The sequence below is a fragment of the Vibrio sp. 10N.261.55.F4 genome (genome assembly GCF_041470465.1).
GTDB lineage: Bacteria > Pseudomonadota > Gammaproteobacteria > Enterobacterales > Vibrionaceae > Vibrio > Vibrio crassostreae_C.
This window is the reverse complement of record NZ_JBFRMM010000002.1, coordinates 213,650-227,387: the sequence shown is the minus strand read 5'-3', so window position 1 is coordinate 227,387 and position 13,738 is coordinate 213,650. Positions and strand designations below refer to the sequence as shown.

The 13,738-nt window shown below is 40.4% G+C and carries 8 protein-coding genes; 6 read left to right on the top strand and 2 right to left on the bottom strand.

Features of this window, described 5'->3' with window-relative positions; translation table 11 throughout:
* Positions 1–211: 211 nt before the first annotated feature.
* The 6 genes from pheS (at position 212) to AB4249_RS01815 (ending at position 10,246) form a co-directional block, all read left to right on the top strand.
* Positions 212–1,195: a phenylalanine--tRNA ligase subunit alpha gene (pheS, locus tag AB4249_RS01840; RefSeq protein WP_004734764.1), complete on the top strand. Its 984-nt coding sequence runs from the start codon at positions 212–214 to the stop codon at positions 1,193–1,195.
* 18 nt (positions 1,196–1,213) lie between these two features.
* Positions 1,214–3,619, top strand: coding sequence for a phenylalanine--tRNA ligase subunit beta (gene pheT, locus AB4249_RS01835; protein WP_372102237.1), 2,406 nt, complete (start codon positions 1,214–1,216; stop codon positions 3,617–3,619).
* Positions 3,620–3,987: 368 nt separating this feature from the next.
* Positions 3,988–5,847, top strand: coding sequence for a DUF3696 domain-containing protein (locus AB4249_RS01830; protein ID WP_061031595.1), 1,860 nt, complete (start codon positions 3,988–3,990; stop codon positions 5,845–5,847).
* Positions 5,848–5,936: 89 nt separating this feature from the next.
* Complete coding sequence (locus AB4249_RS01825) at positions 5,937–6,857, top strand: hypothetical protein (RefSeq protein ID WP_372102236.1); 921 nt, start codon at positions 5,937–5,939, stop codon at positions 6,855–6,857.
* Between the two features lie 333 nt (positions 6,858–7,190).
* Positions 7,191–8,063 (top strand): alpha/beta fold hydrolase, encoded by an 873-nt coding sequence (locus AB4249_RS01820; RefSeq protein WP_372102235.1) that lies wholly within the window; start codon positions 7,191–7,193, stop codon positions 8,061–8,063.
* Positions 8,064–8,725: 662 nt separating this feature from the next.
* The gene (locus tag AB4249_RS01815) at positions 8,726–10,246 is read left to right on the top strand and encodes a DUF2235 domain-containing protein (RefSeq protein ID WP_017061457.1); all 1,521 of its coding nucleotides are present in this window, start codon (positions 8,726–8,728) and stop codon (positions 10,244–10,246) included.
* 260 nt (positions 10,247–10,506) lie between these two features.
* On the opposite strand, the gene AB4249_RS01810 is transcribed toward AB4249_RS01815, so the two are convergent.
* A complete protein-coding gene (locus AB4249_RS01810; RefSeq protein ID WP_017061458.1) occupies positions 10,507–11,196 on the bottom strand; it encodes a hypothetical protein in 690 nt (229 codons plus the stop codon).
* A gap of 724 nt (positions 11,197–11,920) precedes the next feature.
* The gene (locus AB4249_RS01805; protein WP_017065456.1) at positions 11,921–13,429 is read right to left on the bottom strand and encodes a DUF3360 domain-containing protein; all 1,509 of its coding nucleotides are present in this window, start codon (positions 13,427–13,429) and stop codon (positions 11,921–11,923) included.
* Positions 13,430–13,738: the final 309 nt, after the last annotated feature.

Sequence of the window (13,738 nt, the reverse complement as noted above, 5' to 3'; positions counted from 1 at the left end):
GTCATTTCCAAATTAAGAAGTGGAACCTGTAATTGTTCCACTTCTTCCTACTCCTCATTAATATCCTGTTAAATTTGCCGTGTTTTTAGGCAATAACTTGTTCTTTTAGCGATTCAATTTGGCATTGGTTGCGTGTTTGATTACTATGTGTAGCTATCTAAAAAAACTAATCATCCGATACGGACACTACCAACTGGTAGATGAGGAAATGATGCAACATCTAGAAGAGATCATTGCTAATGCAACGACTGCTATTGATACAGCAGATTCGTTAGTCGCACTTGATGAAGTGCGAGTTCAGTATTTAGGTAAGAAGGGTGAATTAACTCTTCAACTACAAAGCCTAGGTAAACTTCCACCTGAAGAGCGTCGCACTGCTGGTCAAGAGATCAACAAAGCGAAAGGTGCTGTTCAACAAGCGATCGCAGCTCGCAAAGACGCACTACAACGTGCAGAGCTTGAAGCGAAACTAGCTGAAGAAACTATCGATGTGAGCCTACCAGGTCGTCGCATTGAGAACGGTGGTCTTCACCCAGTTACTCGCACTGTTGAGCGTATCGAACAGTTCTTTGGTGAGCTTGGCTTTAGCACTGAGTCTGGCCCTGAGATCGAAGATGCATTCCACAACTTTGATGCACTAAACATCGCAGACGATCACCCAGCTCGTACTGATCACGATACTTTCTTCTTCAACCCTGATCTAATGCTACGTACGCACACTTCTGGTGTTCAAATCCGTACGATGGAAAACGGCAAACCGCCATTCCGCTTCATTGCTCCGGGTCGTGTTTACCGTAACGACTACGATCAAACTCACACGCCAATGTTCCACCAAGTGGAAGGTATGTTAGTGGATGAGAACGTAAACTTCGCACAACTTAAAGGCATTCTTAACGATTTCCTTTGTAACTTCTTTGAAGAAGAAGTTGAAGTGCGTTTCCGTCCTTCATTCTTCCCGTTCACAGAGCCTTCAGCTGAAGTTGACGTGAAACGTAAAGATGGCAAATGGCTAGAAGTTCTAGGCTGTGGCATGGTTCACCCTAACGTACTTCGCTCTGTTGGCATCGACCCTGAGAAATACTCTGGTTTTGCATTCGGTATGGGTGTAGAGCGTCTAACGATGCTTCGTTACGGCGTAAATGACCTTCGTGCGTTCTTCGAGAACGACCTTCGTTTCCTTAAACAATTCAAGTAATCCGGGGCAGTCAAAACTATGAAATTCAGTGAATCTTGGCTACGCGAGTGGGTTAAACCTGCAATTAACAGCGAAGAGCTAGCTCACCAAATCACTATGGCTGGTTTGGAAGTTGACGATGTAGAACCTGTTGCTGGTGAATTCACCGGCGTTAAAGTAGGTAAAGTGGTTGAGTGCGGTCAGCACCCAGACGCAGACAAACTACAAGTAACTAAAATTGATATCGGCGCTGTTGATGCAGACGGTAATAAAGAGCTGTTAGACATCGTATGTGGTGCATCTAACTGTCGTCTTGGCCTAACTGTAGCAGTAGCAACAGTTGGCGCAGTACTTCCTGGTGACTTCAAAATCAAGAAAGCAAAACTACGTGGCGTTCCATCGCACGGCATGCTTTGTTCTTTCTCTGAGCTAGGTATCGACGTAGAGTCTGACGGCATCCTTGAGCTGCCAGAAGGCACAACGCTAGGTATGGACGTACGTGAGCTTCTTGAGCTTAACGACGTAACTATCGACGTAGACCTAACAGCAAACCGCGCTGACTGTTTCAGCATCCGTGGCCTTGCTCGTGAAGTTGGCGTACTAAACCGCGCAGACGTTACAGAGCCAACAGTTGACGCTGTTGCAACAAGCATTGAAGACACAGTATCTGTTGAAATCAAAGCAACTGATGCTTGTCCACGTTACCTTGGCCGTGTGGTTAAGAACGTAAACGTGAAAGCGGAATCTCCAATCTGGATGCAAGAAAAACTGCGTCGTTGTGGTATCCGTTCAATCGACCCAGTTGTAGACATCACAAACTACGTGATGCTAGAGCAAGGCCAACCAATGCACGCATTTGATCTTGCTAAGATCGAAGGCGGTATCGTGGTTCGTCTAGCAGAGCAGGGCGAAAAGCTAACACTTCTAGATGGCAACGAAGCTGAACTAAACAGCAACACGCTTGTTATCGCTGACCAAAACAAAGCACTAGCAATCGCTGGTATCTTTGGCGGTCAAGATTCAGGTGTTACTACTGAAACGACAGACGTACTTCTTGAAGCAGCATTCTTCGCACCGGATCACATCCGTGGTCGCGCACGTGCTTACGGCCTTCACACTGATTCTTCTCTACGTTTCGAACGTGGTGTTGATTCAACGCTACAAGCAGCAGCTATGGAGCGTGCAACACAGCTTCTAGTTGAAATCTGTGGTGGTGAAGTTGCGCCAGTAAACGGCAGCGAATCTGAAGCTGATCTTCCTAAAGCAAACGTAGTTGCTCTACGTCGCGCTAAGCTAGATAGCCTACTAGGTCACGAAATCCCATCTACAGACGTAGTGGAAATTCTTACTCGCCTAGGTTGTAACGTTGAAACGACAGAAGCTGGCTGGACGGCAACGTCTCCATCTTGGCGTTTTGATATCGCAATCGAGCAAGACCTAATTGAAGAAGTAGGTCGTATCTACGGTTACGATAACATTCCAAACCAAGCGCCTAAAGCGGCACTTAAAATGAATGACCACAAAGAAGCTGACCAACCGCTTAAGCGCGTTCGTGACCTTCTTGTAGACCGTGGCTACCACGAAGCAATCACATACAGCTTCGTAGAACCAGAACAGCAAAAACTTGTTGTACCTGGTGTTGAGCCGCTAATCCTGCCATTCCCAATCTCTGCGGACATGTCAGCAATGCGTCTTGGCCTAATCCAAGGTCTTCTAAACACAGTTGTTCACAACCAGAAGCGTCAACAGTCTCGCGTTCGTCTATTCGAATCAGGCCTACGTTTCATCCCTGAAGCAACGGCTGAAAACGGCATGCGCCAAGAAATGATGCTTGCGGGCGTTATCTCTGGTACTCGTGGCGAAGAGCACTGGGACATTGCAACTAACACTGTAGATTTCTTCGATCTTAAAGGTGACCTAGAAGCCGTTCTTGAGCTTTCTGCAAACGAAATCGCATACAGCTTCAAAGCTGCGAAGCACCCAGCACTTCACCCAGGTCAAACTGCGGCTATCGTAGTAGACGGCAAAGAAGTGGGTATCATTGGTACTGTTCACCCAGAACTAGAGCGTAAGTTTGGTCTTAACGGCCGCACTATCGTATTCGAAATCGAATGGGCAGCTATCAACACTCGCGTGCTTCCAGAAGCAGTAGCTGTATCTAAGTTCCCTGCAAACCGTCGTGATATCGCAGTAGTTGTTGACGAAGCAGTAGCTTCTGGCGACATCGTAGAAGCGTGTATCGCTGCTGGTGGCGAATTCCTAACAGGCGCTAAACTGTTCGACGTATACGTTGGTCAAGGCGTTGAAGAAGGTAAGAAGAGCCTAGCAATCGCACTTAGCCTACAGTCTGTAGAGCGCACACTTGAAGATGCAGACATCGCTGGTTCAGTAGATGCTATCGTAGCTTCAATCTCAGAGAAATTCGGCGCAGCACTTCGCGACTAATCTCTTCTGATAGATAGAAAAAACAAAGGCCTCGCATTGCGAGGCCTTTTTTGTTAGCTGAAATAATATGATGGTTAGTGACTTGTAATAAAAAATTGTGATTTAGCAATCTAATTTAGATGACATAACATCAACCAATATTTCGATTTGATGCTATTTACACCTTAAAAATTTACATTACACCATTGTCCGTTACGCTGAAATAGAACTAAAGTAATTGTGAGTAAGATATTATAAAAAATCACAATTACTTGTGGGCAAAATTTATTTGTTTCGTGACGAAAAGCATTCAATATGCAATTGAAATAATATATTATCTTCAAAGATAAAACTAATATATATCAATTATTTTAATTGGATGGATAATAATGCTAAAAAGTATACAGGTGAACAACTTTAAGTCATTAGATTTTTCAGACTGCATAGATGTCTCATCTATGAGCATTTTCTGTGGTGCTAATAGCTCAGGTAAAAGTTCATTTCTCCAAGCTATTCTTCTTTTAGCTCAGACATCTGACACTCGTTTTAACGGAAGCTCAATGTTACTAAATGGAAGGTTGGTAAAGTTAGGTGGTTTTAATGACATTGTTTCTTTTAGCAAAGAAAATGAGTTGATTCGGCTTAAAGCTGATATTGAAGGCGATGATAAGTCAGAAATAAATCGGGTGATAATATCAATTGAATTTGGATTTGGTCATGAGACAAGTGAAGTTCAACGTGAACAAATAACACCACCAATAAAGAATATTGTATTTGAGATTTTTCCAAGCGATACAGAGCAATCGATTATAATAGACCTGTCTAATACTAAGAAAGAGGGTGTTTTTCGAGTAAAAAACATCAATAGAAAAGAAGTTCTCGTAAGTAGAAAAAACAGTCCAGACTTCAACATTGAAGAAATTCACCTCGATGGAATTAAACCAGAGAAGTGTGTGATTAAATATAATAGAACAAAATTGGAAGCTAGAGAAGTTGTCGACTACTTAACAGATACTAAGGCTCATAAGTTTTATTCAAAAATTCAAAAAGAAATATTAGATGTTGAAGTTATAGATAAAGAAATAATAAATGCGATATCAGACATATTAGTTAGAGAGCAAACTAATATTAGAAAGAGAATAAAAAGAACGTTAGATGACGATAATTCTATTGAACTCCCGGCTGGAATATCAAAAGAGGTGTTGATTGAAGTTATTTTAAAGAATCAAATAATTTTAGATGCCAATGATCTAAATAGACATAATGATATGACTTTTACTTTTCAAAAATGGGCAGAGTACACTAACAATCTGGGTAAAGAGCAGAGAAGAAACTTATTTAGTTTAATTGCAAGAAACAAAGAAGAGATAATATCTAGATTAATTGAATCTAAAGATGGGAATGAACACTATGAGACTGATATTCATTTACCTGCGTTGTTTTTATCTTTGGCTAGTTTTATAAATAAAAATTTGTCATTGGGTGTGAAATATGTAGGCCCTTTAAGAAGTAAACCTAAATCAGTTTATCCTCTAACTGATATCAATAATACAAAAGATATAGGTATTAAAGGTGAGCATTCTGCTGCAATTCTACATATTAATAAGAACAAAAGGATTAATTACCCTGTTATTGTTTCAGATGAAAAGCTACATATAGAAGAGCAAGGAGCTACATTTTCTAATGCGCTTCATCACTGGCTTAATTATTTGGACGTGGTCACTAGTGTAACTACAAAAGATCAAGGGAAATTTGGCTATGAGTTAAAGGTAAAAACTAATTCATCTAAATCTCCTCAAGATTTAAATCACGTTGGCGTTGGAGTAAGCCAAGTTATACCTGTGGTGATGCAATGTTTGTTGTCTGAAAAAAATGACATACTAATATTCGAACAACCTGAATTGCACTTACATCCAAAAATTCAAGCTAAACTATGTGATCTTTTTATCGCGATGTCATTAATAGGAAGACAACTGGTTATTGAAACACATAGCGAATATATAATAAACAGGTTGAGATATAGGATTGCTCAAGGTTTTAATGATGAACTAAATGATAATATTTCGATTAAGTTTGTGACAAATAATGGGAAAAGAAGCGTATTTGAAGAAATTCAAGTGTCAAAATATGGCGCTATCAAGAATTGGCCAAAAGACTTTTTTGACCAAAGTCAAATTGAAGTTGAAAATATTCTATATTCTGTGTCAAAAAGAAAAAGTGCAGAAAGAGCAGCAAAATTATGCAAGTAGTTATAACGCCACATGCGCTAATGGCACCAATTCATCATCGAGATGTTGATCTAAATGATTTTCTTCTACATTATTGATTATTAACATTTTTGAGCAGGAATGACGAGTTTTTTTCTTCACATGTATTCTCTGATACAGTTGAAATACTAAGCGATAATAATCTATTTCCCGCTTTTAAAACATTCAATGACTATTTGGTCCTTAAAGAACTAGAAGATGAAGTATCTGCATATGACTTAGTTAGGTTATTTAATAATGTGATGGAAAACTGTGAAGATATTAGAGAACTACATGATATTCATGAATTTGAAATCAGTGATGGGTTCTCATTTCCTCAAGTTACTTCAACGCCGATATGCAATAATTTCACGAACAACTCTATTGCTCTTTGCAGTTATATTGAAATGACAAAAGAAGTTAAACTTTTGCCTCTTTTAGACGACAATGTTACTTCTGATTCATATAACTATGAAATACCAGAGATAACGGCCCTCGATAAAGGGGAGTTTATGGAAATGTCAGGCTTTGAAACAAATATTGCTTTGTATAAGTCATGTACGGATCTAATGAAATTTTATTCTCCTTCGGATCTATGGAGAAAATCTGTTACCGATTTTAGCTATAAACTTGCTATCTTTTATAAATGCAAGGATATATCTTTTAGTCAAAACGAAGGAACGAGAGCCAGTATATGTTTAGACTCTTTTGATATAGGTCAACGATTTGTTGAATCTCTAAATACCCATCAATGTTCGGGTTCTGGACGGTTTGCTATGACGTTACTCGATAGTATCGCTCGCTTACTATTAGAAGAACCAAAGAATGAGGTGAAGGTTTTTGCTACTAGCGCTGGTGGAACCACACCAAGGACTAGAGGTCAAGATATAGCGTTCAGGTTGCACGTTACTAAATCAGGAGAGGGGCTACGACTAATGTTTTGGCGAAAGAGTTGTGGAACAATAGAACTTGCTAATGTAGCAAATAAATCAGAAATCGTAATTTACGAATAGAGTTAAGAAGTTTAATTGTCAGGCCTATCTTACTTGACGTGGTAATGATAGGTCTGTTAACTAAAGTGAAATCATTAAACCGAATATACTTTACGTCGTAGTTATATCGCAGGGTTTATCATCACTGATAAACCACAAATAACTGTTTAGTCAATAAATTATGTAATTTTGAATATTGTACGGCTTAATCGGGCACTCTATCTATTGGTGTATCTTATCGCCGTGAAAATTTACATTTAAACTTGACCTGTCTAAAGCTTCACACTTTATAGTGACTATATTGATTGAGAGGGGCGTTTTCTGTGTTCCCTCTAAAGTAAGTAGAGAGACACTATGAAACGTTTAATTCTAAACATCACACTCTTGGTATTCATGACACTTGGTAGCATGAGTGCCATGGCTCATGATTCAACGGTTAAGTACGGTATTGCGATATCTCATGATGGTGAGCAAATTGCGTATGGCAAAAGTGGGAGTGGGGATACAGCGCTGATCTTCATTCACGGTTGGAGCTTAGACAGCAGGCTTTGGCAAAACCAAGTGAGCGAGTTTTCAAAGCAGTACCAAGTGATCACTATGGACTTAGCTGGGCACGGTAACTCATCGTTTAATCGTGAAGAGTACACCATGGTTGCATTCGCTGAAGACATCAAAGCCGTCATCGAGAAAGATCAACTCGAATCCGTCATCTTAGTCGGTCATTCCATGGCGGGTGGTGTTATTGCAGAAGCCGCTAAACTGATGCCGAAAAGAGTGAAGGGCATTATTGGTGTCGATACATCGCAAAACGTCGCACTAGCGGTTTCACAAAGCGACCTAGATGTAATGACCAAACCTTTTGAAGCAGACTTCCAAGCGGGCATTACTGCGTTCGTGAAAGACTCGCTGCTAAAAGATGTAGACGGGGATTTACTTTACTGGGTAACGCAAGACATGGCATCAGCACCGCCAGCTATCGCGATAAACCAGTTCCGCCATTATCTAGGCCAATACGTAACAGGCGAAGCCCACCGCGTGTATGAGAACGTGAACGTACCAGTAATATTGGTCAACGCTCGCCTATGGCCAACAGATTCAGAAGCGAACAAGAAACACATCAAGGATTACAGCATTTACTACATTGAAGACTCAGGCCACTTCCCAATGCTTGAGCAACCACAGCAATTCAACACAACGTTGATGAAAGCGATTAAGTCAGTGAAGTAGGGTGGTTACACGTGAGAATAGGCTGATAATCCCCTCCTAACCTCCCCTTGGTTTACATCTCCAATCTCTTGTTGGTAATAAGAAAGGGGAGGAACTGAATACCGATCGCTACATGTGCTGCTATATGTTCAGCGGCAAAGAATGTTCTCTCCCTAATTCTTATATCTCAAGAGATCGGGTCACTCCATTCGAGGGGGAGCTAGAGGGGGAGGCTTTGGTCTACTAGAGCCGTTCAACACAACGTTGATGAAAGCGGTTAAGTCAGTGAAGTAGCGTGCTGTAGTTGTTAATAGATGGATGTAACCGTTGGTAGATAAAACTAAGGCCTCGCGATTGCGAGGCCTTTTTGTTTCGGGGGAAGATAAAAAATCAAACTCTTAGCAACTTTTTAGTTGTTTAATCTTTAGAACCCCAAAAAAATTGTCCTACTCCAAAGTTCTTAACTATCGGCCTATTCGGTGATTTCAATGAAATTGTGATGTAGGTTCAAGTGGAACTCATAATCATAAGCTACATATATAAGTGGACTTATAATCGGATAAATAGGCTTGCCAGTTGGTCAACTAATTCAAACTGATAAATCTTACGAAGACCACTGGTTGAGTAAATTAATTAAAATAGTTATTTAATTTTACAGTGTTATAAAAAATCGAGAGAGTACTATGGCTAGGTTATTCATATTTAATTTTGATGGTACATGCAATGCCCCCGAAGATGCAGAGCAAGCAATCAATGATAAAGGAGTAAGTGAAGACAATAGTATAACGAACATACTAAAATTTCATATCTTGTGTGGTGGTTCGTTGGTTAATCAAGGCCAAGGATGGGATTCTTCAGTACAGCATTGCTATTACTTTGCTGGAGTGGGTACATACGGAAGTGCACTACAAAAAGCATGGAATACTATATTTTCACCTGAGGGCTGTGACGTCAAACATATTCTTAATCAAGCACTTTCGGAGTTTGAAAAAATAACATTTGACGATCGAGCTGATACACTATTAGTTACTGGATTTAGTAGAGGAGCCGCATTAGCTCGACGATTTGCCAAACTCATTAGCGATAAAGTTGCCGTGCCTTGTATATACGAAGCTGTTTTTGATACTGTCGCTTCTATCAGTACTCCTAATATGAGTAAGTATCAGCGTCCTAAGTCTGAGGTGGTTTTTGAAGATCATTCGTTACCAAATAATGTAATTGAAGCATTACATATAGTGTCATTAGATGAGAAACGAAGAGCTTTTCAACCGACTTTAATGAATTACGAGAAGAAAATGTGTGAAATATGGTTCCCTGGAGCACATGCGGATGTAGGCGGTGGGTATCAAAAGGATGGTTTATCGGACTCTGCAATGCGTTTTTATCTAAATTGGATTGAAAGATGGCAGCTTAAGATAGATATTAAAACAGCTAGGGAAGTAAAATACTCGGAACTTTTACCTAAAGAAATAGATTATAAAATATGCTTAGACGACATGTTGATCAATCCAAATCCTTGTGGTTTAAATCATGAACAAAGTCGTTGGTTTCCAGTTAGCTTTGTTACCTTATGTGACCGATTATGCTGCGTCATAGAAAAAGATAAAGTTTCAAAACAACATAATCCGATAATTCATTGGTCTATATCTGAACGAATCTATCGTAATGAAGATTACAGACCTATGTCCCTCAAAAATGTTAAGCATAAGGTTATGTATCAAGATTTTGAAAAGATAGAATGTTCAGGAATAACACCCCATATCGAATTACCACAACAACGACTAACCGTACTTAGTTTAGGTGAAAGTAAAATTTTAACTGTTTTTGCTGCTGAAAAAATTAACCGTACAGGCGTTTTTCTTGAGGTGGGTAAGCGTTATAGATTTGAAACTAATACTGCAGAATTATGGTATGACGCTTCAATTGCATGTAGCGCGGCGGGGTGGGATAGACTTGGAGTTACTCTTGGGTTGAAAGAGGTAGCTATCGCTACAATGGAACCTTTTAGGCGAGTTTCTAATGCTAAATGGTTTGAGTTATGCGCTTCTATAGGGAGTGAAGACCGAGAAACGTTCAGAATCGGATTAAACGAGAATTACTCTCCTTTAACGTCAGGTGAACTATGTCCATTTGCAAATGACTTGGAGTGTTTTTATGGTAATAACAAAGGGGCTATTCATTGTACTATAACGCGCATCGAGTAAATAACGGCTCCCAATTGATGCGAATTATCAATGATAATGATAGAGATTTGTATTTAGGTGCTAAGTCAAGGTGGTTTTTTTTGTGGATTGTGTTTTAAGGTAGTGTGATAGTAATTTAAATTACCAATATGTAGCAAGGAAATTAAATCGGTGGTGATTTATATTAACTAGTATATTTCGCAATTTGGATTTATATAAAATAAAAATGGCGACTTCCCTTAATAATATAGAAGATATAACTTATATTTTAGAATGGAAATTTATTTTTTAACTACACTCGTATCCGCAAGAGTAGTCCAATTTTCCTCAGTGAACTTATTCGTTATTAGTAATTCATAACGACCATTTTGAGTTGTTAGACCCAACTGCCCTAACAACTCCTCGTTAATCTGAAGTAACACATCAGAGTTTACTTTATCATTCAAATACCCAACAACAAAAGCTTCCACTTCTAAATTAGGCGGGACTGGGTTTTCAATAAAAATTCGATCACCTATTTGGTATCCGCTTCCTTTTTCATGAGCTTTATTTATTCTGACAGAGTTATTCTGACCAGTTCTAACCGTTGAGTATACAACTTTTGCTCTAAATGAGTTGGCAATCCTATTAATCTCCATTTGATCAATTTGTTCAGCCCATGCCTTTGCTGAGGATACCCAGTCTTCTATCGCTTCTATGGATTTCAAGTTAGTTTTATACTTGTCATCAAAATCACTTATTGAAGCTTCAAACTGTCGATTTAGATCCTCAACCTTGGATAGCTCATTAACACGATCTGACCAATCACTTCCGTGGTGTATAGATATTGCCTTTTCAACGACTGTGATCCGTTTGTCAATATCAGCATAGTTTTGATTTAATTCATTGATAGTAAAATAAAACCCACCAGCAGAGAAAATAAGTGCCACAACACCTAAATCAGAAAACCATGATGGTAATTTTAGAGCCATAGGTTCTTCCTTAATGGGAAAGCAACTGTAGTACTCTCCACCATAGAATTTGAAAATATTATATACCTTTGCTAAAGGTAGTTGAGTTGCGGAAGTATAGATCAGCTAATAACTCAGTTGGTGATAGTTGTCACAAAATATTCAAAGCGACTTGGTATCATCTATGTTTATTCTAGATTAGTAGCATGCTCGTTTGTGGCGCTCTTTAATCCTAATTGTTTTAAATATTTAGGTAACATAAGATATTGGGGACTTATACCTTATTGGTAGTACCCTATAGATTTTGATACACACTACACTTGTTAAATTACTTTCGGGTATTGTAATGCCTTTTTGTGTTCTGTAGAGCGAGCGAAACAAAGTGGCAGATACACGTGAGAATCAGATAAAAATCCCCTCCTAACCTCCCCTTGGTTTACATCTCCAACCTCTTGCTGGCAACGAGAAAGGGGAGGAACTGAATACCGATCGCTACATGTGCAGTTATATGTTCAGCGCCAAAGAATGTTCTCCCCCTCAGTCGTGTATCTGAAGATATCGTTTAACTGCATTTGAGGGGGAGCTAGAGGGGGAGGCTTTGGCTTACGAGAACCATTCAACACACGTTGATGAAAGCGGTGAAGTCAGTGAAGTAGGGCTGTCGCCACTGGTTTGATAGATAAAACTAAGGCCTCGCGATTGCGAGGCCTTTTTGTATTCCGACAAAACTAAATATTAATCGAGCCTAGCGAAAGCTTGGGATAATCGCTGGAATTCCCGGTAGAAGGCCAACCAGCGCCATTACGCCACTTAGTACAATAAACATGATGCCAGGCAATACCCAGCGGCTCATTTTACTCAGTTCACTACTACGTTCTTTACAACCGACTAAGCCTAAGTTATCTAACAGCATGGTGAGAGCCCAGCCAAATGCAGGGTTAACGAGCGCTGAAGAGAACACAACAATCGCTGCCGACTGTGTGGTTTTTCCTTCACGCGTCATTTCCATTCCAGCTTCTAGCAATGGAACAAATACCCCAACAATCAGCGCCACACACAGTACAGGTTGCCAGATAGCTAAATCCATCGGGTAGCCCCAAACAGCAGCGATAATACAGAACAGAGCTGTGAGCAGCGCGCCAGCAGGAATAGGGCGTTTAGCTATCGCCGCTGGTACGATGTAAGTACCCCATGAAGATGTAAAGTTAGTACCGCCAAGCAGAGAACCGAACGTTTGACGAATTGATGCCGTGGTCATGGTGTCGTCGATGTTCATGTGTACTTTTTCGGTACGTTCTGGGTAGCTGATCTTTTGGAATACTTGATGCCCTAAGAAATCCGGTGACCACATCGCTACGGCTAGAATCGCAAACGGCAATACCACCATGAAGTGTTCAATCGTCGGTAGGCCTAGCATCCAACCTGTATCTTCTCCCCACCAATACATAGGGTTCATGTTGGGCAAGCCTGGCTCAGTGTGGAAAGCAAATGGGGCGCCCATGGCAAATGCAATCGTACCACCCAACAAGCAGCTAAGAGGTACTGCTAACCAACGTTTGCGGAAGTGTTCCAGTAGCGCGTACAAGATAATGGTGCAAAAGATCACCACAAACGCGATGTGGCTCATACCGATTCCTTCAGCCCAAGCGAAAAGCTTTTTCACTTGAGAGGCGGTTCCAACAAAGCCGAGGTAGAGCAATAAGCCGCCACACACGCCTTTACTGGTGAGGTTGGCCAACATGCTGCCACCTTTACTGATGGCTAAGATGAGGCCAAAAGCGCCAATCAACAGGCCAAACGCCATCGGGTGTCCACCTGCTGCAACCACAATCGGAATCAAAGGGATAAGTGGGCCGTGGGTCCCTGCGAGGTTTGCAGTCGGCAATAAAAAGCCAGAGAAAATAATAATGAAAACAGAGGCGATGAGCAGTTCATAACGAACGTTTTCTAGAATGAAGTCTTCATTTAATCCGAGAGCCCCAGCAAAGGTGGCTGCAATCGCGCCCACCATAACCACTTTACCAATGGTCGCCGCCATCGCTGGGATGGTGTCTTCTATCTCAAATCGATAATCTTTAAACGGCAAATTTGGACGCCAGCGCTTAGGCGACATGATTTGCAATTCGTGTTCTAGATACTGTTCTCGGGATTCAAACTCTGAGCTTGGTTTATGTTGTTGTTCATAGGTGAGTTCATCCTCATTGGCTTGAGGCTTCTCTGTTTGTATATGTGCGGACTCTAAAGTAGTGCTCATTTTGATTCCTTTCGTTCACACTCTTAGGTGTGTTATTCCAACAAACGTTGTTGACTCACGGCATGAAGTGTAAACAATGCGTCAACTTATAATTAAAAATTCATTAATATTTAGTTGTTAGTACCTTATACCAAACCAAAAAAAACAAATAGACTCAGTCGGTTAGACATTAGTCGTAGAGTCGGACGACTAATATTAGACCCTGTAGATAGTATGTGTCTGGTTATTTGTAGTCCCTTAATTTCTCCCACGTTCTGCACTTGATAGTGATAGAATCTCCGCATTAGAGTTATCGAGAAACTAGGTATT

Bases quoted from the DNA above. Each gene is read 5' to 3' on its own strand.
- AB4249_RS01830 (WP_061031595.1), top strand. From the start codon at position 3,988: ATGCTAAAAAGTATACAGGTGAACAACTTTAAGTCATTAGATTTTTCA.
- AB4249_RS01815 (WP_017061457.1), top strand. From the start codon at position 8,726: ATGGCTAGGTTATTCATATTTAATTTTGATGGTACATGCAATGCCCCC.
- AB4249_RS01810 (WP_017061458.1), bottom strand. From the start codon at position 11,196: ATGGCTCTAAAATTACCATCATGGTTTTCTGATTTAGGTGTTGTGGCA.
- AB4249_RS01805 (WP_017065456.1), bottom strand. From the start codon at position 13,429: ATGAGCACTACTTTAGAGTCCGCACATATACAAACAGAGAAGCCTCAA.
- AB4249_RS01820 (WP_372102235.1), top strand. From the start codon at position 7,191: ATGAAACGTTTAATTCTAAACATCACACTCTTGGTATTCATGACACTT.
- pheS (WP_004734764.1), top strand. From the start codon at position 212: ATGCAACATCTAGAAGAGATCATTGCTAATGCAACGACTGCTATTGAT.
- pheT (WP_372102237.1), top strand. From the start codon at position 1,214: ATGAAATTCAGTGAATCTTGGCTACGCGAGTGGGTTAAACCTGCAATT.